The sequence below is a fragment of the Flavobacterium sp. RSSB_23 genome (genome assembly GCF_051547145.1).
GTDB lineage: Bacteria > Bacteroidota > Bacteroidia > Flavobacteriales > Flavobacteriaceae > Flavobacterium.
Genome location: NZ_JBPTTO010000009.1, coordinates 86536 through 110603 on the forward strand (window position 1 = coordinate 86536; position 24068 = coordinate 110603).

Annotated in this window: 17 protein-coding genes; 9 read left to right on the forward strand and 8 right to left on the reverse strand. The window is 35.1% G+C overall.

What is annotated here, in order from left to right; genetic code table 11:
- The first annotated feature begins 133 nt into the window (after positions 1 to 133).
- From ACSVH9_RS13435 to ACSVH9_RS13455, 5 genes are all read left to right on the forward strand, one after another.
- Positions 134 to 1537 (forward strand): peptidylprolyl isomerase, encoded by a 1404-nt coding sequence (locus tag ACSVH9_RS13435; RefSeq protein ID WP_438064151.1) that lies wholly within the window; start codon positions 134 to 136, stop codon positions 1535 to 1537.
- 75 nt (positions 1538 to 1612) lie between these two features.
- Positions 1613 to 2566: an AAA family ATPase gene (locus tag ACSVH9_RS13440; RefSeq protein ID WP_438064152.1), complete on the forward strand. Its 954-nt coding sequence runs from the start codon at positions 1613 to 1615 to the stop codon at positions 2564 to 2566.
- Positions 2567 to 2894: 328 nt separating this feature from the next.
- The gene (locus ACSVH9_RS13445; RefSeq protein ID WP_438064153.1) at positions 2895 to 5669 is read left to right on the forward strand and encodes a bifunctional aconitate hydratase 2/2-methylisocitrate dehydratase; all 2775 of its coding nucleotides are present in this window, start codon (positions 2895 to 2897) and stop codon (positions 5667 to 5669) included.
- A gap of 117 nt (positions 5670 to 5786) precedes the next feature.
- A complete protein-coding gene (locus tag ACSVH9_RS13450) occupies positions 5787 to 8051 on the forward strand; it encodes an aconitate hydratase (RefSeq protein ID WP_438064154.1) in 2265 nt (754 codons plus the stop codon).
- Positions 8052 to 8295: 244 nt separating this feature from the next.
- Entirely contained in the window at positions 8296 to 9747 is a 1452-nt protein-coding gene (locus tag ACSVH9_RS13455) for a LysM peptidoglycan-binding domain-containing protein (protein ID WP_438064155.1), read from the forward strand.
- 1 nt (position 9748) lies between these two features.
- Here ACSVH9_RS13455 and ACSVH9_RS13460 read toward each other — a convergent pair whose 3' ends face one another.
- The 6 genes from ACSVH9_RS13460 to rmuC form a co-directional block, all read right to left on the reverse strand.
- Positions 9749 to 11050: a TIGR00341 family protein gene (locus ACSVH9_RS13460; RefSeq protein WP_438064156.1), complete on the reverse strand. Its 1302-nt coding sequence runs from the start codon at positions 11048 to 11050 to the stop codon at positions 9749 to 9751.
- A gap of 108 nt (positions 11051 to 11158) precedes the next feature.
- Positions 11159 to 11629: a hypothetical protein gene (locus ACSVH9_RS13465; protein ID WP_438064157.1), complete on the reverse strand. Its 471-nt coding sequence runs from the start codon at positions 11627 to 11629 to the stop codon at positions 11159 to 11161.
- Positions 11630 to 11703: 74 nt separating this feature from the next.
- Complete coding sequence (locus ACSVH9_RS13470; RefSeq protein WP_438064158.1) at positions 11704 to 12246, reverse strand: YceI family protein; 543 nt, start codon at positions 12244 to 12246, stop codon at positions 11704 to 11706.
- 69 nt (positions 12247 to 12315) lie between these two features.
- Positions 12316 to 12864, reverse strand: a complete 549-nt coding sequence (locus tag ACSVH9_RS13475) for an acyl-CoA thioesterase (RefSeq protein WP_438064159.1) — start codon at positions 12862 to 12864, stop codon at positions 12316 to 12318.
- A 3-nt stretch (positions 12865 to 12867) separates the two neighbouring features.
- Positions 12868 to 13233: a 6-phosphogluconate dehydrogenase gene (locus tag ACSVH9_RS13480; protein ID WP_159682357.1), complete on the reverse strand. Its 366-nt coding sequence runs from the start codon at positions 13231 to 13233 to the stop codon at positions 12868 to 12870.
- A 5-nt stretch (positions 13234 to 13238) separates the two neighbouring features.
- Entirely contained in the window at positions 13239 to 14609 is a 1371-nt protein-coding gene (gene rmuC / locus ACSVH9_RS13485) for a DNA recombination protein RmuC (RefSeq protein ID WP_438064160.1), read from the reverse strand.
- A gap of 142 nt (positions 14610 to 14751) precedes the next feature.
- Here rmuC and ACSVH9_RS13490 point away from each other — a divergent pair, with 142 nt between their 5' ends.
- The 4 genes from ACSVH9_RS13490 to ACSVH9_RS13505 all read left to right on the forward strand — a co-directional run bounded on the left by ACSVH9_RS13490 (position 14752) and on the right by ACSVH9_RS13505 (position 19186).
- Positions 14752 to 15612 carry a protease complex subunit PrcB family protein gene (locus ACSVH9_RS13490; protein ID WP_438064161.1) on the forward strand — a complete coding sequence of 287 codons (861 nt, stop codon included), beginning with the start codon at positions 14752 to 14754 and terminating at the stop codon, positions 15610 to 15612.
- A gap of 163 nt (positions 15613 to 15775) precedes the next feature.
- Positions 15776 to 16255 (forward strand): sigma-70 family RNA polymerase sigma factor, encoded by a 480-nt coding sequence (locus ACSVH9_RS13495; RefSeq protein WP_315159829.1) that lies wholly within the window; start codon positions 15776 to 15778, stop codon positions 16253 to 16255.
- Positions 16252 to 17763 carry a hypothetical protein gene (locus tag ACSVH9_RS13500; RefSeq protein WP_438064162.1) on the forward strand — a complete coding sequence of 504 codons (1512 nt, stop codon included), beginning with the start codon at positions 16252 to 16254 and terminating at the stop codon, positions 17761 to 17763. The genes ACSVH9_RS13495 and ACSVH9_RS13500 overlap by 4 nt, the downstream gene beginning before the upstream one ends.
- Before the next feature lie 235 nt (positions 17764 to 17998).
- Entirely contained in the window at positions 17999 to 19186 is a 1188-nt protein-coding gene (locus ACSVH9_RS13505; protein WP_438064163.1) for an ectonucleotide pyrophosphatase/phosphodiesterase, read from the forward strand.
- A 340-nt stretch (positions 19187 to 19526) separates the two neighbouring features.
- On the opposite strand, the gene ACSVH9_RS13510 is transcribed toward ACSVH9_RS13505, so the two are convergent.
- Both ACSVH9_RS13510 and ACSVH9_RS13515 read right to left on the reverse strand, forming a co-directional pair.
- Positions 19527 to 20360 carry an outer membrane beta-barrel protein gene (locus tag ACSVH9_RS13510; RefSeq protein ID WP_438064164.1) on the reverse strand — a complete coding sequence of 278 codons (834 nt, stop codon included), beginning with the start codon at positions 20358 to 20360 and terminating at the stop codon, positions 19527 to 19529.
- 158 nt (positions 20361 to 20518) lie between these two features.
- Positions 20519 to 24068, reverse strand: a 3550-nt coding sequence (locus tag ACSVH9_RS13515; protein WP_438064165.1) for an MBG domain-containing protein, incomplete at its 5' end; no start/stop codon positions are given.

Below are 24068 nucleotides of genomic sequence, written 5' to 3' on the forward strand. Positions count from 1 at the left end.
ATGTTTACTTTTTTTCAATAGTAATTTTAGTGCTAAATAGCTTCCTATTTGTTGGGTGAATTAGCTTTTACAGTTTTGATAAGAGTACTCTTTTTGTAAATAATATTAATACATACAATTTAACCTTTTTTCGATGAAGTTTTTAAAATACAATTTTGTACTTCCTATTTGTTTAGTTTTAATGGTCTCTTTTGCAATGAATGCGCAAGAAGTGATAAAAGAAAAAGCAACTGAGGCAGTAAAAGAAAATCCAACGAAACGCCAAAAAGTAGATGGAGTAATAGCAACAGTTGGAGATTATATTGTATTAGATTCAGATATTGACAAGTCATTTTTAGAGATTACCGCAGGAGGTGGTTCTGTTAGTGGTGTTTCAAGATGTCAAATGCTTGGAAAATTATTAGAAGACAAACTATACGCTCACCAAGCCATTCAGGATAGTATTGTAGTTTCAGACTCTGATATCAAAGGAATGATGGAAGATCGTTTGAACTATATGGTTGAGAATTTAGGATCTATGGACAAAGTAGTAGAGATGTACAAAAAAAGTTCCGAAGAAGAACTTAGATCTACATTTTTCGATGTTTTGAAAGAGCAAAAACTAAGTTCAGAAATGGGTAAAAAAATTGTTGATGGTGTAGAAATCACTCCAGAAGAAGTTCGTAATTACTTTAAAGCGATCCCAAAAGCAGATTTACCTACGTTTGGAGCCGAAATGGAAGTAGCACAAATAGTAGTCGCACCAAAAGTAACACAAGAAGACAAGCAAAAAGTTATAGATCGTTTAAAAGGATTTAAAAAAGAGGTTGAGGCAGGCGCTAGTTTTTCTACAAAAGCAGTGTTGTATACACAAGATCCAGGGTCAAGATCCACAGGAGGTTTTTATAAGATGAATAGAAAGACGCCTTTTGTAAAAGAATTTAAAGAAGTAGCTTTCAAATTAGCCGAAGGAGAAATCTCTGAACCTTTTGAAACTGATTTTGGATTTCATATCATTTTAGTAGAGAAAATAAAAGGACAAGAATTAGAATTACGTCATATCCTACTTACTCCAACTGTTTCGGATGCATCCATTAAAGAAGCTAAAGAGAAAATCGACTTGATTAGAAAAAGAATCATCGATAAAGAAATCACTTTTGCTGAAGCAGCAAGAACAATTTCAGATGAAAAAGAAACAAGAGCCAATGGAGGTGCTTTGATTAATCCAAAAACACAAGATACTCGTTTTGAATTGACCAAAATGGATCCAAGTTTGTATAGCAGGGTTTCTAATCTTAAAGATCAAGAAATTTCTCAACCGTTTATGGAAGAGGATCAAGGGAAAAAGACTTTTAAAATTATAACTGTTACCAATAGAATCGATGAGCACACCGCTGATTATTCTAAAGATTATATTAAAATTAAAGATTTGGCTTTGAAAGAAAAACAAATCAAAGCAGTAGGAAAATGGTTTGAAGAAAAAATCAAAGAAACCTACATCAAAATTAATGGAGAGTACAGAGACTGCGCTTTTACGAATAACTGGTTGAAAAAATAATTTTTATAAAATAAATAAAAAGAGTTAGTTTTATGATTTCATAGACTAACTCTTTTTTAATTAAAACATACTTATATGTCAGATGTTGATGCGATTCATGCTTTAGTTCAAAAGCGAAACCAACTCAAAACAGAGATTGCAAAAATTATTGTAGGTCAAGATGATGTTATTGATCAAATTGTCCTTTCTATCTTCTCTGGTGGTCATGCATTGCTTGTTGGTGTGCCGGGTTTAGCAAAGACCTTAATGGTAAATACTTTAGCACAAGCACTTGGTTTGGATTTTAAGCGAATTCAGTTTACACCAGATTTGATGCCTTCTGATATTTTAGGAAGTGAAATTTTAGACGAAAATCGACACTTTAAATTTATTAAAGGACCCATTTTTTCTAATATTATTTTGGCCGATGAGATCAATAGGACTCCTCCAAAAACACAGGCGGCATTGTTAGAAGCGATGCAAGAACGTGCGGTTACTATTGCTGGACATAACTACAAGTTGGATTTGCCTTACTTTGTTTTGGCAACTCAAAACCCTATCGAACAAGAAGGAACTTATCCTTTGCCTGAGGCGCAGTTGGATCGATTTATGTTTGCTATAAAGTTAGATTATCCCTCATTTCTCGAAGAGGTGCAAGTAGTGAAAAATACAACTTCAGATGTAAAGTTGACTATCAATCCTTTATTCTCTGCGGAAGAAATTATAGAATATCAGCATTTAATTCGCCGCATACCTGTGGCAGACAATGTGATTGAGTATGCGGTAACCTTGGTTAGCAAAACACGTCCTAATAACCCTTTGTCCAATGATTACGTGAAGAACTATTTAGATTGGGGGGCAGGTCCAAGAGCTTCGCAAAACTTAATAATAGCGGCAAAGGCGAATGCAGCATTTCACGGAAAATTTTCTCCAGACATAGAAGATGTGAAGGCGGTCGCTACAGGAATTCTGCGTCATAGAATTATCAAGAATTACAAAGCAGATGCTGAAGGTATTTCGGAAGAAATGATCATAGAAAAGCTATTATAACGTTATAGTTGTCTTATTTAGAAAGGTTCTTTGTTTGAAATACAACAAAGGACCTTTTTTTATTTTGTCTCATATTTTCATATTGATAAAAAAATCTTTTTTAAATATTGAATAGATAAAAATTTAATAAAATATTGATATTTTATCAATAAAACATGCTTAAGTGCTGTTTTTGCCGATAATAATTTTCAAAAAGGGGACTTCTATTAAATTTTTTTAATTCTCGGCTTTAATTCCTAAATTTGCGTAAAAAAAATAATAACACTTAATTATTATGGCTTTTGGTATTGAAATATCCAATAAAAAGGGTCATTAACATACAACATTTATGAGCACTTACAACGATTACATCAAAGAGATTGAAGAACGTAAAGTACAAGGACTTCATCCTAAACCGATTGATGGGGCTGATTTACTAAGCGAAATCATCACTCAAATTAAAGATTTAAATAATGCTAATAGAGTAGATTCTCTTAATTTTTTCATTTACAATACAGTTCCAGGTACTACTCCTGCAGCGGGTGTAAAAGCTAAATTTTTGAAGGAAATTATTTTGGGTGAATCTGTGGTAGCTGAAATAACACCAGAGTTTGCTCTTGAATTGTTGTCGCATATGAAGGGAGGTCCTTCAATTGAAGTGTTATTAGATTTAGCATTAGGTAATGATGTTGCTATTGCAAAAGGAGCAGCGAATGTCTTAAAAACTCAAGTATATCTATATGATGCAGACACAGATCGTCTAGCAGCTTCATATAAAGGAGGTAACGAAATTGCAAAGGATATTTTAGAAAGTTATGCTAAAGCTGAGTTTTTTACAAAACTTCCAGATGTACAAGAAAAGATTGATGTTGTTACTTATGTAGCTGGTGAAGGAGATATCTCTACGGATTTATTGTCTCCAGGAAATCAAGCACATTCTCGTTCTGACCGCGAATTACACGGAAAATGTATGATTTCTCCACAAGCTCAGGAGGAAATTAAAGCACTTCAAGCACAATATCCAGATAAAAGTGTAATGCTAATTGCAGAAAAAGGGACTATGGGTGTAGGGTCTTCAAGAATGTCAGGTGTAAATAACGTGGCGCTTTGGACAGGAAAACAAGTAAGTCCATATATTCCATTTGTGAATATTGCCCCAATTGTTGCAGGAACAAACGGAATCTCACCAATTTTTCTTACTACTGTTGATGTTACGGGTGGTATCGGTTTAGATTTAAAAAATTGGGTGAAAAAAGTTGATGCAAATGGAGAGGTTCTTCGCAATGAAAGTGGTGATCCTATTTTAGAAGAGGTTTATTCTGTTGCTACAGGTACTGTTTTAACAATCAATACTAAAACCAAAAAGTTATACAAAGGAGATCAAGAATTGATAGATATTTCTAAGGCGTTTACTCCACAGAAAATGGAATTTATCAAAGCTGGTGGATCTTATGCAATTGTGTTTGGTAAAAAATTACAAACATTCGCTTCAAAAACTTTAGGGATTGATACTACTCCGGTATTTGCTCCATCAAAAGAGGTTTCTATCGAAGGACAAGGACTAACTGCAGTAGAAAAAATATTTAATAAAAACGCTGTAGGTACAACACCTGGTAAAGTGTTACATGCAGGTTCTGATGTTCGTGTTGAGGTAAATATTGTTGGTTCTCAAGATACAACAGGTTTAATGACTTCACAAGAACTTGAGTCTATGGCAGCTACCGTAATATCACCAATAGTTGATGGTGCTTATCAATCAGGTTGTCATACTGCCTCTGTTTGGGATAATAAATCGAAAGCGAATATCCCAAGATTAATGAAGTTTATGAATGACTTTGGTCTTATTACAGCGCGTGATCCAAAAGGAGTATATCATGCTATGACTGACGTTATTCACAAGGTTCTTAATGATATTACTGTAGATGAGTGGGCAATTATTATTGGTGGTGACTCACATACAAGAATGTCAAAAGGAGTAGCTTTTGGTGCTGATTCGGGTACTGTTGCGCTTGCGTTGGCTACTGGTGAAGCTTCTATGCCAATTCCAGAATCTGTGAAGGTAACTTTCAAAGGAAATATGAAAAACTATATGGATTTCCGTGATGTTGTTCATGCTACACAATCTCAAATGCTTCAACAATTTGGTGGAGAGAATGTGTTTCAAGGAAGAATTATTGAGGTTCATATCGGAACATTAACCGCAGATCAAGCTTTTACATTTACAGACTGGACAGCTGAAATGAAAGCTAAAGCATCTATTTGTATTTCAGAGGATGCCACTTTAATTGAATCATTAGAAATTGCAAAAAGCAGAATCCAAATCATGATTGATAAAGGAATGGATAATGCTAAGCAAGTTTTAAAAGGATTAATCAACAAAGCGGATAAGAGAATTGCTGAAATTAAATCAGGAGAAAAACCAGCTTTAACTCCAGATGCAAATGCTAAATACTATGCTGAAGTTGTTATTGACCTAGATGTTATTGCTGAGCCAATGATTGCTGATCCAGATGTTAATAATGCTGATGTTTCTAAACGTTATACGCACGATACCATTAGACCACTTTCTTTTTATGGAGGAGTGAAAAAAGTTGATCTTGGTTTTGTTGGATCATGTATGGTACACAAAGGAGATATGAAAATTCTAGCGCAAATGCTTAAAAATGTAGAAGCGCAATATGGTAAAGTTGAATTTAAAGCGCCTCTTGTGGTTGCGCCACCAACTTATAACATTGTTGACGAATTGAAAGCTGAAGGAGATTGGGAAGTTTTACAAAAATACTCTGGTTTCGAATTTGATGATAATGCTCCAAAAGGGGTTGCGCGTACAGGATATGAAAACATTTTATATCTAGAACGTCCAGGTTGTAATTTATGTATGGGTAACCAAGAAAAAGCAGCCAAAGGAGATACTGTTATGGCTACTTCAACTCGTCTTTTCCAAGGAAGAGTAGTGGAAGACGCAGAAGGTAAAAAGGGTGAATCATTACTTTCTTCAACTCCAGTTGTTGTATTGTCTACTATTTTAGGAAGAACTCCTACTATCGAAGAATATACAGCTGCAGTGAAAGGGATTAATCTAACACAGTTTGCACCATCTCATAAATTATTAGTAAATAACTAAACCTATTGGTTTTAACTATAATTTAAAAGCCTGAGTCTATGGATTCGGGCTTTTTTTATGCTTGATTTTTTGTAACTTGGAGGGATAATAAATTAGTATTAATTTTATTTAAATCTTATGGCATTCGATATTGAAATGATTGAGAAAGTATATAAAAATATACCTTCTCGTGTAGATAGAGCTCGTGAACTTGTTGGACGTCCACTTACACTAACAGAAAAGATTTTGTACGCTCATTTATGGGAAAAAATCCCGACAGAACACTTTAAAAGAGGTGTTGATTATGTTGATTTCGCTCCAGATAGAGTAGCGTGTCAAGACGCTACAGCACAAATGGCTTTGCTGCAATTCATGCATGCTGGCAAGAAGATAGTTGCAGTACCTACAACAGTGCACTGCGATCACTTAATTCAAGCAAAATCTGGTGCAACAGAAGATTTAGCCTTTGCTAACAAACAATCCAAAGAAGTTTTTGATTTTCTTTCATCTGTTTCAAATAAATATGGTATTGGTTTTTGGAAACCAGGCTCGGGTATTATTCATCAAATTGTACTAGAAAACTATGCTTTTCCAGGCGGAATGATGATTGGAACAGATTCTCATACGGTCAACGCAGGAGGATTAGGAATGTTAGCCATAGGTGTAGGTGGAGCAGATGCTGTAGATGTGATGTCAGGAATGTCTTGGGAATTAAAGTTCCCTAAGTTAATTGGAGTTAAATTGACGGGAAAACTTAACGGTTGGACTGCTCCAAAAGATGTGATATTAAAAGTAGCTGATATTCTTACAGTAAAAGGAGGAACTGGAGCTGTTGTGGAATATTTTGGTGAAGGAGCTCTAAATATGTCTTGCACAGGAAAAGGGACGATATGTAATATGGGTGCCGAAATTGGTGCGACAACCTCTACATTTGGTTATGATGATGCTATGCGCAGGTATTTAGCAGCAACAGGGAGACAGCAAGTAGTAGATGCAGCGGATAAAGTGGCTTCTTATTTAACCGCTGATCCAGAAGTTTATGCTAATCCTGAAAAGTATTTTGATCAATTGATTGAGATTAATTTGTCAGAATTAGAGCCACATATCAATGGGCCATTCACTCCAGACAGAGGAACTCCAGTTTCGAAAATGAAGGAGGAAGCAGCGGCGAATGGTTGGCCTATTAAAGTAGAATGGGGACTTATTGGTTCTTGTACCAATTCATCTTATGAAGATATGGCTCGAGCAGCTTCTATTGTAAATCAAGCAGTAGAACACGGAATCTCACCAAAGGCTGAATTTGGAATAAATCCTGGTTCTGAACAAATTCGATATACCATCGAGAGAGACGGTATTATAGCAACTTTCGAAAAAATGGGAACGAAAGTGTTTACCAATGCTTGCGGACCATGTATAGGACAATGGGACAGGGCAGGAGCTGATAAAGGAGAAAAAAACACAATCGTGCATTCTTTCAATCGAAATTTTTCTAAACGAGCTGATGGAAATCCAAATACACACGCTTTTGTAACTTCTCCAGAAATGGTGGCGGCTCTTGCAATTTCAGGAAGATTGGATTTTAATCCATTAACGGATACCTTGCTGAATGATAATGGAGAAGAAGTGAAATTGAAAGCTCCTTTTGGAGATGAATTACCCAAAAGAGGATTTGATGTTGAAGATGCAGGTTTTCAAGCTCCAGCCGAAGATGGCTCAAATGTTCAAATCGTAGTCAGTCCTACTTCAGACCGTTTGCAATTATTGGCACCGTTTGAGGCTTGGGATGGACAAAACATTACTGGAGCTAAGCTATTGATTAAAGCATTTGGAAAATGTACCACAGATCATATTTCAATGGCGGGTCCATGGTTGCGTTTTCGTGGACATTTGGATAATATATCTAACAATATGCTGATTGGAGCAATTAATGCTTTTAATCAAAAAGCGAACGAAGTGAAAAATCAGTTAACGGGAAGCTATGAAGCTGTGCCAACGGTTCAAAGAGCTTATAAGGCAGCTGGAATTCCATCGATAGTAGTAGGTGATCATAATTACGGAGAAGGTTCTTCACGTGAGCATGCTGCAATGGAGCCTCGTTTCTTAGGAGTTAAAGCAGTTTTGGTAAAATCATTTGCCCGAATTCATGAAACGAATTTGAAGAAACAAGGAATGTTGGCCATAACATTTGCTAACGAGTTGGACTACGATAAAATTCAAGAAGATGATACTTTTAATTTCTTAGATTTAACAGAATTTGCTCCTGGTAAACCTTTAACTATTGAGCTAGTGCATGCCAATGGAACTTCAGAAATTATTCTTGGGAATCATACGTATAACGCTGGTCAAATAGGTTGGTTTGTGGCCGGTTCCGCATTAAACTTAATTGCTTCAGCAGGACAATAGTACAATAAAATACACGTTCATAAAGAAAGCTCCTTAGGTAACTTTGGAGCTTTTTTGTTTTTCATTATAGTACTATAAGTAGATTTTATAATAGTTTTAACATTTTTAATTTATTAAAAAAAAGTATATTTGTAAAACTTGATAAAAATGTGATTTTTAGATTAAAAATGCCCTTTTTTTTAATCTAATTTCTGTGAAATAAGCTTTTAGATAAAAATAATACCACAATTTGTAAAAAATAAGGATGAAGTACTTTGGAATACTATTTTGGCTTTTGGTTTGTACCACGACAACTGTTTTTTCACAAGAAAAATTTATTAAACACAAAATTTCTCAGGGCGAAACCATTTCTTCAATAGCTGAAAAATACAATATTAGTCAAAAAGTAATTTTTAATTTAAATCCAAAAGCTTCAGGGATTTTAAAATTGAATTCGGTATTAAAAATTCCAAATAAGAATTATAAAAAGGAAGTTGCCAAAAAAGAGTTAGCAGCTAAAAAGAAAAACACCAAAGAGATAGATTATCTTGTTTTACCCAAAGAAACATTGTTTGGTATTGCTAAGAAATTCAATGTTAGAGTCGAAGAAATTAAAAAAAGTAATCCTTCAATAGAAAAATCAGGGTTACAAATTGGAGAGAAAATAAAAGTAATTGTTCCTGAAAACTTCGAGTTGAAAGAAGAGCCAGCGGTTGCTATCTCAAACGATTCTGAGCAAAAAAATACAACTATCCCTTCAAATACTATCGCTATTAGTGAATTTGTTGCTCCAAATACTTCAACAGAAGGACAGCAAATCCATGAAGTAATAGCAAGTGAAACAAAGTATGGTATCTCAAAACGCTATGGGATTTCGGTTGAAGAACTTGAAAAATTGAACCCCAATATTGTAGCCAAAGGTCTTGAAATAGGTCAGAAACTGAATGTGCCTTTGCAAAATAAAGAAACTATAGTGATTCAAACTGTTGAGGTTTCGAGTCCATCTCAAGTTAAAGAAGTAACTTCAGTTGAAGTAAACAAAGAGCAAGTGGTAGCAGAAACATCGGTTTCAAATACGGTTGCCTCTCCTGAGACTACTGCTATCGTTCATGAAGTTTTGCCTAAAGAAACTAAGTTTGGTATTGCCAAAAAGTACGGAATTACTGTTGCGGAATTGGACAAACTAAATCCTTCGATTCATAAAAAATTGAGAGTTGGGGCAATCTTAAAAATTAAAGAGGGAACCACTGCAGTAGTAGCTGTGAATGAAACGGAAACCAAGGTGGATTCAACAGTTGTGGAGTCCAGTTCTGAGAAGTTCTTTGGGGATTATTCCATTGCAGATGATTTAATTGCCAAAGCATCTGATAATTTAGGGATTCGGTACAGGTCTGGTGGTACGACAAGAGCAGGTTTTGATTGTTCTGGTTTAATGTGTTCTACATTCAGTGCTTTAGATATTAAACTTCCAAGGTCTTCCAATGAAATGTCCAATATTGGGATAAGAGTTACACTTACAGAAGCCAAAAAAGGAGACTTGATTTTCTTTAAAACCAGAGGCAGCGGACGCATCAACCATGTAGGAATGGTAGTAGATGTGGTAGGGGATGAGATTAAGTTTATTCATTCTTCTACCAATAGTGGTGTAATCATTTCTTCAACAAAAGAAGGATATTACCATCGAAATTTTGCCCAAGTTAATCGTGTTTTAAAGTAAGTTACTCTTTCTTTTCTTTAAACAATTCGATGTTGTTTTTCGAAATTCTTTTTTTTAGCCACATCTTAAGTTTGTCTTCATCGCTAGTACTTAATGTTTTTGTGCTGTTATAAATTGCTACAGTTTTAGTAATTGTGCTATCCGTATTTTCATTAAAAGTATGATTCGCCAAGGAAATGTTTTTGATTTGAGGAAACAAAATAATGATTTCTTCTCTCAATGCTTTGTTGTTGTAAGTGTTCTGCTTTAGCTTGTTTTCTAAATTGAGTATCATTAAGTCTTTTTCATTTTCTTTCGCTTTTTCGGTAGCGTTGTTTTCCATAATGTACTTCTTAATATCGGTGGTATCTTGTTTAATTACCAATTGGGTGTTTTCGATATTGTATTTTTTTAATGCAGTACTTAAATTTTGAATCTCTTGTTTGTTTATTTTTTTGTTCAAAAAAGCCAATTCAATACTTCTTGGGTTTTTGTTGTAATTGATTTTTTGATACAAAATAGCAAACCCTTTATCATTAAATTCTTCATTTAAAAACAACTCCACTTTTTGTTTGTATTTTTTTTCTTGTGCTAGTAAATAAGCAAAATAGACACTTGGCACAATTAGCAAAACAATAATTGTTGTTATGGTGTATTTTATTTGTTTGCGGTATTTTGGGTCTACATGAGTGACTTCAGGATACTGTAAATACTTTACGATAACAAAGGTAGAAATACAGATAAAAACACAATTTATAGTGTATAAAAACAGGGCTCCAAAAAAATATTTCCAGTTGCCGATAGCGAGTCCATATCCAGCAGTACACAAAGGAGGCATTAAGGCTGTAGCAATAGCAACACCTGGTATAGGATTTCCTTTTTCAACTCTAGTAATTGTAATTACTCCCACAAGACCACCAAAAAAGGCAATCAAAATATCGTAAATATTGGGCGAGGTGCGAGCCAATAATTCGGATTGTGTTTCCTTAAATGGAGACAGTATGAAATAAATAGTAGAAACAAACAAACTGACTAAAGTGGCAATAACGAGATTTTTGGCTGCTTTTTTTAATAATTCAAAATCATAAATACCTAAGCTAAAACCCGCGCCAACAATAGGCCCCATTAGCGGTGAGATAAGCATAGCCCCAATAATCACAGCAGTTGAGTTGACGTTGAGTCCTACAGAAGCGACTACAATAGCACAAGCCAAAATCCAAACGGTAGCCCCACGAAAGGAAATATTCGCCTTTACATTTTCTAAAACTTTTTGTTTGTTTTCTTCTCCAGTATGTAAGTCAAGGAATTTTTGTAATCGATTCATAGTATTCTGAATTAAAAAATGGTACAATAAAGTTAAGCAATTAAAAATTGGCATAAAAAAAACGTTGAAATTAGTTCAACGTCCTAGAGCTGTTATAAAAATTAGGTTTTAGTTCTTAGTAAAGGTCAAATAATCAGTTCCACCATTGCCACCGCTTACGTCTTTTAGTTTAATTACTGTTGAAGTTCTTTCAATGATTTCCCAGTCATCTGTTAGTTCAAGAAAAGTAGCAGGAGAAGCGAAAGCGATATTGAAATCCAAGTCACTTATGCTATTGTCATCATCGCTATTGCTATCAGTGACAGACCAAGTGCCCGTTTGTGTTAATGTGCCGTTAGTAGCAGTTAGAACACCATTGCTGCCAAACGTAAAGTTATAACCAGAAAAATTGCTTGTTTCTTCTTTGTCAGTATCAAAGTAATAAGTGATTTTCCATGTTCCAGATGCTACTATAGAAGTAACACTGCTTATAGAATTTGTTCCGTTAGAGTTACTGTCATCGGAACTACAAGAAAGAAAAAAGACAGTAACCAAAAGCAGTACAATGCTTTGTTTGTTGATAAAATGGATTGTTTTCATATAATGTGGTATTTAAAATTTAAATGGTAACGGAAAATAATCTGATATATTGTATGTTGTTAAAAATCAATTATTTATTCGGAAACTACAGTTTTTAAGTGTATGAATACCTGCTTAGAAATTTTAGCGGCTACTATGGTTGGTATTTCAATATTGAAGTCGTCTGTGTTTACGACAAAGGTAGATTGGATTTCAATTCCCTTGGCTATTTTTTTAAGCCAAGCTTTGCTAATGATGGGTTTGGATTTTCCGTGTATTTTTAGAATTCCTTTTATTTGGTATTCTGTAGGGGTTTGGGTTACAAATTTGTAATCAAATTTATCAATTCTACCAATAAAAGTTGCTTTGGGATAACGATCGCTCTCTAAATAGTTTTCATTAAAATGAGTGCGCATCAAATCTCTTTTGAACTTAAAATCTTTGATAAAAACGGTACAGCTAATTTCGCCAGTTTTTATTTCAACAGAGAAAATGACCTCCTCATTAATGGCTTTCACTTCCTCAAAAAAAGGTACTGAAGCTTCAAATGAAATTACCCCTTTTGAGTCAGATAATTGTTCTTGAGCTTGAATTATGAGTGTAAACGACAAGAAAAAAAGAGAAACTATTTTTTTCATAAGTCAAGAGATATTGTATCTCTTAAAGTTACACATTTTAATTATTATAAACGATTGTTTATTAGGTTTTTATTGTAGTTGCAACTGAATGTTGTACTTGGTGATATTGGCTAAGTTTTCTGTTGAACAATAATCAAATTCTTCTTCGTGTTCTTCGTGTTCTTTTTTGAGTTCTATTTGTTTTAAACAATTGCTAAAGCGTCGCACATCATTTAGGGTTTTTAATTGTAAGCCTGGAACGGCAACGCTTTTTCCGCTAGCATCTTTGGCAACCATCGTAAAATAAGAGGAATTACAATGTTTTATGGCTCCAGTTTGAATGTTTTCTGCTTCTACTCGAATGCCAACAATCATTGAACTTCTTCCAACATAATTCACAGAGGCTTTCATAGTAACCAATTCGCCCACTTCAATAGGCTGTAAAAAGTTTACAGTATCAACAGAAGCAGTTACGCAATAGTTTCCAGAAAACTTAGAAGCACTTGCAAAGGCAATTTGATCGAGTAAGGATAAGATATAACCGCCATGAATTTTACCACTAAAATTTGTATGTGAAGGCAGCATTAGTTCAGAAATAGTAACATGCGATGCGGAAACAGGTTTGAATACGTTGGTCATAATTTATCGATTATTAAAAGGGGAGGCTTCTTTTTGAACTGAGGTTATAAAAAAACGAGTTTCGCCCCACCACATAAAGGTGCGCTTTTTTTCTTCATAGGTTAAGCGAACATAATGACCTTGTAGTATTTTCAAACTATCGATAACTGCTTTGTCTTTGTCTAAAACTGAAAAGCGAAAAATTTGTGCTCCCGAAATTCCTTGGCTCAATTCACCTTCCCAAGTTTTGATGAGGACACCTTTATGGCTTAAACGGATTAACTCCCCAGAGCGAACACCATCGCTAACGGGAATGTAATAAATAAACGCCATATAAATAGAAACGATTAGCACTCCAGCGAGTAGCAATAAAGCAGCAATTTTTTTCATTTGTTTTAGTTTATAAGGTTGTTTGTATCATTTTCAGCTCTTTTTAGAACATTTTCAGGTAGTGCTTTTTTGGCTTTCGCCCCCATCTTTTTTAATTTTTCTACACTAACTATTAGGTTGCCTTTGCCATCCACTAGCTTATTCATAGCAGCTCCGTATTCAACTTTGCTTTCGTCAATTTTCTTTCCTATTTTAATCAAATCGGCCACAAAACCTTCAAATTTATCATAAAGTGCCCCAGCTTGTCGTGCAATTTCAAAGGCATTTTCTTGTTGTTTTTGGTTGGTCCACATACTGTCAATAGTGCGTAAAGTAGCCAATAGCGTAGAAGGAGTTACGATTACGATATTTTTCTCAAAGGCTTTGCTGTACAAGGTAGTGTCGTCATTTAATGCTAAGGCAAAAGCAGGTTCCATAGGAATGAAAAGCAACACAAAATCGGGACTTTCTATTTGGTACAAATCATGGTAATTTTTATCACCCAATTGCTCTACATGGCGCTTTATAGATTGAATGTGTTCTTTTAAAAATCCAGCTTTTAAATTGTCGTCTTCTTCATTAATGTATTTTTCGTAGGCCTTCAAAGAAACTTTAGAGTCGACAATCATTTTTTTGCCATCGGGTAAATTGATAACGACATCGGGAAATACTCTGCTTCCTTCAGAAGTAGTATGCGATTGTTGTACAAAATATTCGCGGTCTTTTTCCAATCCCGATTTTTCCAAAACCCTTTCCAATATGAGTTCACCCCAATTTCCTTGCATTTTACTATCTCCTTTTAATGCTTTGGTAAGGTTTAAGGTTTCTTTACTCATTTGAAGATTCATCTGTTGCAAACCAACAATTTGCTGACGCAATGCCGCGTGATAATCAATACTTTCTTTATGGGTATCTTCTACTTTTTTCTCGAATAACTGAATCTTATCTTGAAGGGGACTCAAGATATTCTTCATGTTTTCCTTATTCTGTTCGGTGAATTTATTCGATTTTTCGTCTAGAATTTTGTTGGCTAAATTTTCGAATTCTTTGGTGAATTTTTCTTGAAGTTGTTCCACTTCATTTTTTTGTTCTTTATGTCGTTCCAGTAAATTATCAAAATCTACTTCTTTTTTAGAAAGCTGAATGGCCAAACTATCTTTTTCATTTCGAATGGCTTCTTTTTCTTGAAGGCTACTTTGTAGTTGTTTTTCGAACGAAGCTTTATCAATTGTAGCTTGTTCTTTTTGTTGTTGTAACAAATGTTGAGCAGCATTGATTTTCTCTTCTAAGCTTATTTTTTGTGACTCAAAACGAGCTGAAAACAGCAGTTTACCAATAAAAAGACCAAGACCAAGCGCAACGATAAAAACCAATAAAAAAGAAAATAATTCAGACATGGAGGATAGTTTTTTGAAAAGTAAAAGTAAGAATTAATATCAATTCCTTTTTTCGAGAATTAATTAATTTATTTTTTGTTTTTCAACGCAACCTTTTGTTCCAAACCTACTCTATGAAAGAAACAAACAAAACACATTTACAATGAAAAAAATAGTTCTTTTTATCGCGATAGCATTAGGGCTTACCTCTTGTTCCTTAAATTCTGAATCGGATTCAATTTCTTGTGGGGATACCCAAAATGTAGCTTTTAAGAGTTTTACTACTTGTAACACATTGATTACTGAAACAGTAGAATCAAAAGCCATTATAATCAATTCTCAAGAAAAGTTCAATGCTACTTTCAAACCTTGTACACCTCCCGCTGTCATTGATTTTACTACCACAAGTTTGGTAGGCCTTTTTGCTGGACAAAAACCATCAAATGGTTATGAGATAAAAATACAGTCTGTGGTAGAGACAAATTGTGAAGTTGTAGTTTCGTTTTATGAAATTGCACCAAAGGCAGGTGATCCTGTAACTCCAGGAGCAACTTATCCTAAAGACATTATTGCTATTCCTAAAACATCAAAACCAGTGTATTTACAACGTGTAGCACAAAATAATGAATACGCAATTATAGGAAGCTTTAGAGGTGCTTGTACAGGAAGCGCGTGTCAAGAATTTTATCGTTTGGATGTACAAAAAGTGCTTCGCTTTAAGGACGTTGTGTATAATGATTATGATATGGCTAAATATGGTTTTAACGCTTTGGTTTACAAAGAAGAGTATTCAACTTTTGTTGGTGGAATACCTACTGAAATTGTGAGTCTAAAAGGGCAAACTAAAACCTTTGGCACACCAGATTCACACGATCAAGGAGGAATTTATTTCGAATGGCATCAAGGAAGTGTAGTGACCAAAATATATTTGGATAATGATGACACTTCAGATCAAAGCACATCAGTTATTAGTTTTAAGAAAAGACTTCAAGACAAAATCGCATTATTGAAAACTAAGAATTAATCGTTTTATAGTTGTATTGCTTAGCAAAAAAGAATAACGTTACTTTTGTATAACTGTATTGCCTCCAAAAGGTATTATTTAAGACGATTTGAAAGACAATTTAGAAATACTTATTAAAAAGTGTGTAGAAAACGACAGGGTCGGGCAACAGAAAATCTATCAGTTGTTCGCTCCTGTTCTCTATGGTCTTTGTTTGAAGTACATGAAAAATGAAGACGATGCCAAAGATGTATTTCAAGAAGCTTTTGTAATTGCTTATCAAAAAATGTATCAGTTTAAATTTGAAGGGAGTTTTGAAGGGTGGTTAAAGAGAATTTTTATTTATAAATGCATCGAAACCTTAAAAAAGAACAGAAAAAACCTTTTTTTATTAGACGGATATGATGACCCCATTGATGAAAGTTTTGAAGAAGAGGAAATAGATAAACTTTCACTTAGCGAAGAAAAATTACTAGAATACATACAAGATTTACCGGATCAATACCGATTGGTTTTTAACCTTTATGTTTTCGAAAAACTAAAACATAGAGAGATTTCGGTTATGCTTAATATTACTGAAAGCACCTCGAAATCAAACTTGAATCGTGCTAAAACACATCTGAAAAGAAGAATTTTAGCCGCATTTAATTCTAAAACAGCATGAAAAAAGAAAAGATAGAAAATTTATTTTCTTCAATGGAAGACTTCTCTAGTGTCCCACCACCAGAACTTTGGGATGCTATAGAAAAAGAATTGGAAAAACCCAAAAAGAAAAAAAGAGCTTTGGTGTGGTGGTTTGCTGCGGCCAGTTTGTTGGTAGGAATGGGGATTCCTGCCTATTTGTTTTTTCAAACCAGCCCAGATATTTTACCAAATAGCGTAGGAGCTGGAGAAGCTACAAAAACAGTGTACAAAGCAGCACCATCACCAATCCATTCATCCAAAAATGCAAATACAGACAATGCCGTTGTTACAGTAACCAATGATTCGTTGCCAACACTTCCATCAAGCACTTATTCTAAAGCGATTGGAGTACCAACGAACAATGGATACAAAGACAAAGGACTCAAACAAGCATCCAATAGTGTTGCGAATGCAGGCAAGGAAGAGAATCTTTCTCTTTTTGCTAATAAGCAACCAAAAAGTAATACAAATACAAACATCACCCAATTGCAAGGAAACAGCGCTGCAATTGCAGCTACTGTAAATGCGACTCATAGTAATGCAACGGACATTTTTAATGCATCCAGCCAAGAAAACAAAGTGGGTAATGCAACTAAAAATGAACAACCAAGTACTAAAAAATCAAACGAAATTGTCTTAGATAACAAGTTCATAGACAAAACGACAGCGATAACAAATACTGAGACCAAAACTAAAGAGCAATTGCAAATCCAACAAGAGCTCGCAATTTTAGAACAAAAAGCAAAAGGAGAAGACAAAGAGCCAAAAGAGAAAAAAGATAAAAAACAAGAAGCACTATCAAAATGGTCCATGCAAGTAGTAGCGGGACTAAATACGTCTCAAAATTATAGCAATCAGCAGACTCTAGGAGCTAAAGGGCAAGCACAACAAGGAAAAACCTATGGTGTAACTACCCATTATAAGTTGAATAAAAAATGGGCTGTAGGTTCAGGTTTAAAACTTAACGAGTTAGGACAACAACTAAAAGGAGTATCGTATTACAACAACCAAATGGTACAAGGAGCCGGAATCAATGGTGTAATTGTAGCAGAAAAAGCAAATGTTAACACTATTTCTACCAATTCAGACTATGTTTTCCTAGCTCAAACCAAGTCAATGGCATTCAATCCAATGGCGTTTTCATCTGGAGATATAACACAAAATCTAAAGTATGTAGAACTACCGCTTACCGTTTCTTATGTCCTGTTTCAAAAAAACAAAACCAATATCCATCTTAACACAGGAGGTTTTGTTGGGAAATTAGTAGCCAATCAATTCCTGCTCAATGGGCAATCCATTGGGGCAAACAACCAAGTCAACGATATGGTTTACGGGACATTATTAACCAGCACCGTTCAGTACAAAGTCTTCCCGGCTACTCATTTGTTTGTAGAACCAGGAATGAATCTTTTTAGCAGCCCATTAAAAGAACAAAGCTTCAATCAGTTCCAATGGTCATTAAACTTTGGAGTACATTTTGATTTTTAATTATTTAGGAGCAGTCACATCGGGAATATCAGTTAGCATACACCCGTCATCCGCTATATCTTTGCCTTTTTAAAGAAAAAAGGCAAAGGATGCCGCTCCTACCGGGGCTAGGGAGAAGCAATTGTGTTTTTTTGTGAGCAACTCCCAAACAATTAATTTATTCTTAACGCGCTGCAATCAAGTCCAACTTTTCCCTGTCATTTCTTATCGTATCTTTGCGCCTCAAAATAAGAGTATGAAAAAAATAGTGGTAGGCTTATTCCTTTTCTTCTGGATAGGAATTACAGCTCAAGAACAAAAAAAACCGTATGTAATTTTGGTGTCCTTAGACGGATTTAGATGGGATTATCCCAACTATTTTGAAACACCAAATCTTGATAAAATGGCAAAGAATGGAGTAAAAGCCAAGTCGATGCAACCCAGTTATCCTACCAAGACTTTTCCCAATCATTACTCAATTGCTACAGGATTATATCCAGACCATCACGGAATTGTAAATAATAATTTTTACGACCCTACTTCTCAAAAGATATTTACCCTAAAAAACGAATCCAAGAAAAACAGCGAATTTTATGGAGGGAATCCTATTTGGAATCTCGCCGAAGAGCAAGGGGTTAAAGCGGCCTGTTTCTATTGGCCTGGTTCAGACACAGGAGTTAAAAGCGCAAGCATATTCAAAGAATACGACGAATCGGTTAGTTACGAAAACAGAATCAATACCGTAATCGAGTGGCTTAATCTGCCAGAAACCGACCGACCGCATTTAATCACACTCTATTTTGACCAACCCGATGAAACAGGGCATAATCACGGACCTTTGTCCGAAGAAAACAAAAAAATGGTACCCAAAGTTGATGCCGTTATTGGTCAACTCATGCAAAAATTAGACGCACTTCCAATCGGAAAAGAAATCAATCTAATTGTAGTTTCAGACCACGGAATGGCAGCCATTAGCAATGACAAAAAAGTCGCGATTTTAGACTATCTAAAACCAGAATGGCTAGGATATGCTGCAGTCATCAATCCAATTATGAGTATTGAAGCCAAACCAGCTTATAAAGACTCGATTGCGAAAGCCTTAAAAAAAGTACCTCATATTAAATGGTATCCTTCAAATAAAGTACCTAAACGACTGCATTTTGGTACAAATCGCAGAGCACTCGATTTTGTAATTGAAGCCCAAAAAGGGTACAGTTTAGTCAACAAAAAGGACCAAAAAATCACTGGAGGCACTCACGGCTACGATAATAAAATGAAAGACATGCAAGCTATTTTTTATGCCAAAGGCCCTAATTTCAAAACGGATAAAAAAGTAAAGTCTTTTCGTAATGTAAGTGTATATCCACTTATCGCAGCAATCCTAGGATTAAAAACAGAAGCTATAGATGGCGATTTCGATGAGGTAAAAGCGATGTTAAACTAATACCAAATACTATTTCAATATAATCCAATTATATGCTTGTCATATCGAGCGCAGTCGAGATGTAACGATGGTTCTCGACTGCGCTCGAACTGACAAAATGGACTATTTTATATAATTTATTGGTATAAAAATGCTACAACTGAATCAAGTCCAATCAATCTCGGTTAAAACAAAGAGCTGTTCGAAAGTAATATCCGAACAGCTTTTTGTTTTAAGGAGTAAAACTATTTTCTATTGATATTTTTAATGTAGAGTTATTGATATCCTTCAAGGAGAATATTTTGAAAAAAAGGCCTTGATTTTTTGAGTCAAGACCTTTCGTATTATTTTGAAAATGAACTTATTTAAAGTTCCATCCTACTGTTACACCAAAAGCAACAGGTCTAATTTTAGCATCTTTATCAGTACTGTACAAGCCATTGGGTTTCCTGTCAGCAGTTGATGTTGGGTTGTAACCAATATAGGATTCATTCTTGTTTTGGTCTAAAATTGTACCATATCCATTTTCTAGAAACATAGCCGCATATAACGAATGCTTACTTCCCATATCAAATGTAAATCCTAACTCAAAAGAACTCATTATAATTCCTTTAGTTTTATACTCTCCTGATGAGGAATAATTATCCTGACGACCAAAACCATATTCTGGTAAATTATCAATAGTTAGGTTTACATCTGGATAATAAGCGGTACCATTAACGTAATCGGCTGTTGCTTTGATTTTATAGTTTACAGGTAAAAAATATTTAGCTCCTGCTCTAAAATTAAAATCAATACCCTTGTTAATAGTTGTTTTATACTGCACAAAAAGAGGGATTTGAACAGCATGTAAAGTTTGTTTTTCTCTATAATTCTTAGTGGTAACATTATAAGCAAATGCTGAAGTCGAAATATCAACTTCAAAATTAGTAAGTGTCGCAGAAGACGGATACAAAGAAACTTCTTGTTTGTATTGGGAGAACTCTACCCCTGAACCAATCCCAAAATGAGTATTTAAAGAGTAGATATAACCTGCTTTTACAGCTCCACCAAGCCGATTACTCGTTTTTATACCATCAACATCACTCTGAATAGCCCCTATTCCTGACTGTATACCTACATAAAACTGTGCAGCTATTCCTTGCGAAATTAAGAATGCGATGGTTCCAATTATATTTTTACTATTGAATTTCATAGATGTAAAAGTTATTTGTTTGTGGTCATTTATGCTGTCGCCTTTTCTTATTCGTGTTTGTTTGCAACAAACCTGATTGTAATGGCGATTTCATTTTTTTATTAGAATAATCTATCCTCATTCATTACAAATGAGGATGTCCTATTCGGTAAATTATGTTAATTTCTCACTAAAAGGTTTTTAGTGAAATATTTGCCATTTGCTAAGGTCATTTTTACGATATAAATTCCCCCAGCACTTGGAGCTATCATGTCAATAGTGTTTTGACTTGGGTTTGTAATAGTAGTCAACAAGCTTCCTGTCAAATTATAAAGTTCAACACGCGCATTTTGTAATTTGCTTGAGCTAACGTTAGTAATCAATTGGAAATTCGCATTACTTCTAACAGGGTTTGGAACAATTCTTATGTATTCATCTTCCACTGATGGAGATAAAGTCAATGGACAGGTTGTAATTAATGTTCCGTCTAATTTTGTTGCTACAGCATAATACGTTCCATTCAAGGCACCACTTTCTTTGAAATATTGTGACGTTTGGCCCGGAACTAAAACCCCATTTTTATACCAGCTATACGATTTAAAACTCTTCGAACTATTGTCAAAGAAGATAATATCTTCAAATTGTTTTCTAATCAGGTTAGGTTGACTAGTTACTACTGGTAAAACTACAGTTGGAGCTGCATTGTAATTCATATTACCTGGTTGCGATGCTGTTATAGTTGCTGACCCATAATTTTGGAAAAGTAATGAATTATTTGATACGCTAGCAATAGTAGCATTTGATGAGGTATAATTTACCGCTAAACCACTATTAGCAACAGCAGTCATAACAAGACTAGTTGCTCCATCACAACCTAATCCCAAAGTCTGATTCCAAGTAATTACCTGATCTGCTTTTGTAATAGTGAAATTGGAGCCATTGTACATAATGGTATAATTTCCACCTGCACTCAAACTTCCTTGCGTTATAGCATAAACGCCCACGTTCTCTCCAGCAGCTCTTGTTAAAGTTCCAGTGAAAGAATCACCACTTACTAAACTCGGAGAAACCGTATAAGCAAAAACAGGATCTGTTGTTCCATATACTTTGGTTTGTAAAGCATCTGCTGTTACTGTGATAGGTTTTGCTGTAATAGTAAAGTCTTTGCTTACATAAGTAACGGTATAATTAGATCCAGCACTCAAACTTCCTTGTATGATAGCATAGTTTCCAATGTTCTCTCCACTTGTTCTTGTTAAAGTTCCAGTGAAAGAATCACCACTTACTAAACTTGGCGAGACAGTATACGAGTAAACAGGATTTGCAGTTCCATATACTTTGGTTTGTGAAGGATCTACCGTTACAGTAATAGGTTTGGCGGTGATAACAAAATCCTTACTTACATAAGTAATGGTATAATTAGAACCTGCACTTAAGTTTCCTTGTGTAATGGCATAGTTTCCAATGTTTTCCCCTGCAACTCTAGTTAAAGCTCCTGTAAAGGCATCACTACCTACCAAATTTGGTGAAACTGTATAAGTAAAAGCAGAATCTGTTGTTCCATAAACTTTAGTTTGCGATGGAGTTGCTGTTACCGTAATTGGTTTTGCAGTAATAGTAAAGTTAGCATCTGCGTAACTAATCGTATAATTAGATCCGGCACTCAAACTTCCTTGGTTAATAGTATAAGTTCCTATGTTTTCCCCCGCAACTCTAGTTAAAGCCCCAGTAAAGGCATCACTACCTACTAAACTTGGCGAAACAGTATAATCAAAAATAGGATCTGTTGCTCCGTAAACTTTGGTTTGTGAAGCATTTGCCGTTACTGTGATCGGTTTTGCCGTAATAGTAAAATCTTTGCTTACATAAGTAATGGTATAATTAGATCCAGAACTCAAACTTCCTTGCGTTATAGCATAAACGCCCACGTTCTCTCCAGCAGCTCGTGTTAAAGCTCCAGTAAAGGAATCACCACTTACTAAACTCGGAGAAACCGTATAAGCAAAAACAGGATCTGTTGTTCCATATACTTTGGTTTGTGAAGCATCTGCTGTTACTGTGATCGGTTTTGCCGTAATAGTAAAATCTTTGCTTACATAAGTAATGACATAATTTGATCCAGCACTTAAACTTCCTTGTGTGATAGCATAGTTTCCAATGTTCTCTCCACTTGTTCTTGTTAAAGTTCCAGTGAAAGAATCGCCACTTACTAAACTTGGCGAGACAGTATACGAGTAAACAGGATTTGCAGTTCCATATACTTTGGTTTGTGAAGGATCTGCCGTTACTGTAATAGGTTTGGCGGTTATAACAAAATCCTTACTTATATAACTAATGGTATAATTAGAACCTGCACTTAAGTTTCCTTGTGTAATGGCATAGTTTCCAATGTTTTCTCCTGCAACTCTAGTTAAAGCTCCTGTAAAGGCATCACTACCTACCAAGTTTGGTGAAACTGTATAAGTAAAAGCAGGATCTGTTGTTCCATAAACTTTAGTTTGCGATGGAGTTGCTGTTACTGTAATTGGTTTTGCCGTAATAGTAAAGTTAGCATCTGCGTAGCTAATCGTATAATTAGATCCGGCACTCAAACTTCCTTGGTTAATAGTATAAGTTCCTATGTTTTCCCCCGTAACTCTAGTTAAAGCCCCAGTAAAGGCATCACTACCCACTAAACTTGGTGAAACAGTATAATCAAAAATAGGATCTGTTGTTCCGTATACTTTCGTTTGTGATGGAGTTGCAGTTACTGTAATTGGTTTTGCGGTAATGGTAAAGTTAGTACCAGCATAAGTAATTAGATATTTAGACCCAGCTGAAAGAGTACCTTGATTAATAGCATAATTACCAATATCTTCACCATTAACTCTTATTAAAGACCCTGTAAATGAGTCTCCGGGAAGCAAACTTGGTGACACTGTATAAGTTAATACAGGATCACTCTCCCCATATACTTTAGTTTGAGAAGGTGTTGCAGTTACGGTAATTGGGATTTGATTTAATTTCAGCACATAATCATAGATAGCAGTACAATTATTAGCATCAGTAGCAGTAACTGTAAAATTACTATCAGCAATTTGAGTTGAAATACCCGTTATCTGCCCAGCTGATGATAGGGAAAAACCAGAAGGCAAACTTCCCGCTGTAACTGCATACGTTTTAGATCCTGTTCCTCCAGAAGCTACTATAGTTTGACTATATCCAGTATTGTAATCATAACCAGATAAAACGGTTGTTGTGAAATTAATTGCCGTTGGTTCTGTGATGGTAAAGTTTCGAGTAGTCGTACAAGAATTGGCACCTGTAATCGTTACGGTATAACTTCCAGCTGCAAGACCAGTAGCTGTTGCAGCCGTTCCACCCGATGGCGACCAAGAATAAGTATATCCACTAGCATCTGCCGGAGGAGTAACGGAAGCTGAACCATTAGTTCCACCGTTACAAGACACATTGGTTTGCGTAGGATTTAGAGTATCATTAGCCAATGTTAGAGAACCGTCAAGTTCACATACATCATTAATGGTAATGGTAAATTGTTTTTCAAAAAACAGACCATTTTGATCCGTAGCTTTAACACGAATGGAATAGGAAGCTTTCGTTTCAAAATCAGGGCTAGTAGCAATAAGTAAAGTAGCACCACTAATACTAAATGAAGCATTGTCTACATCTCCAAGTCCATTTACAAGAGAATAAGTAAATGTATTTCCTGAATCGAAATCCGTTGAAGTA

Coding starts and splice junctions, on each gene's coding strand:
- ACSVH9_RS13470 (WP_438064158.1), bottom strand. CDS start 12,246: ATGAAAAAAATAGTTTCTCTTTTTTTCTTGTCGTTTACACTCATAATT.
- rmuC (WP_438064160.1), bottom strand. CDS start 14,609: ATGTCTGAATTATTTTCTTTTTTATTGGTTTTTATCGTTGCGCTTGGT.
- ACSVH9_RS13465 (WP_438064157.1), bottom strand. CDS start 11,629: ATGAAAACAATCCATTTTATCAACAAACAAAGCATTGTACTGCTTTTG.
- ACSVH9_RS13500 (WP_438064162.1), top strand. CDS start 16,252: ATGAAAAAAGAAAAGATAGAAAATTTATTTTCTTCAATGGAAGACTTC.
- ACSVH9_RS13445 (WP_438064153.1), top strand. CDS start 2,895: ATGAGCACTTACAACGATTACATCAAAGAGATTGAAGAACGTAAAGTA.
- ACSVH9_RS13505 (WP_438064163.1), top strand. CDS start 17,999: ATGAAAAAAATAGTGGTAGGCTTATTCCTTTTCTTCTGGATAGGAATT.
- ACSVH9_RS13455 (WP_438064155.1), top strand. CDS start 8,296: ATGAAGTACTTTGGAATACTATTTTGGCTTTTGGTTTGTACCACGACA.
- ACSVH9_RS13510 (WP_438064164.1), bottom strand. CDS start 20,360: ATGAAATTCAATAGTAAAAATATAATTGGAACCATCGCATTCTTAATT.
- ACSVH9_RS13450 (WP_438064154.1), top strand. CDS start 5,787: ATGGCATTCGATATTGAAATGATTGAGAAAGTATATAAAAATATACCT.
- ACSVH9_RS13480 (WP_159682357.1), bottom strand. CDS start 13,233: ATGAAAAAAATTGCTGCTTTATTGCTACTCGCTGGAGTGCTAATCGTT.
- ACSVH9_RS13435 (WP_438064151.1), top strand. CDS start 134: ATGAAGTTTTTAAAATACAATTTTGTACTTCCTATTTGTTTAGTTTTA.
- ACSVH9_RS13440 (WP_438064152.1), top strand. CDS start 1,613: ATGTCAGATGTTGATGCGATTCATGCTTTAGTTCAAAAGCGAAACCAA.
- ACSVH9_RS13490 (WP_438064161.1), top strand. CDS start 14,752: ATGAAAAAAATAGTTCTTTTTATCGCGATAGCATTAGGGCTTACCTCT.
- ACSVH9_RS13460 (WP_438064156.1), bottom strand. CDS start 11,050: ATGAATCGATTACAAAAATTCCTTGACTTACATACTGGAGAAGAAAAC.
- ACSVH9_RS13475 (WP_438064159.1), bottom strand. CDS start 12,864: ATGACCAACGTATTCAAACCTGTTTCCGCATCGCATGTTACTATTTCT.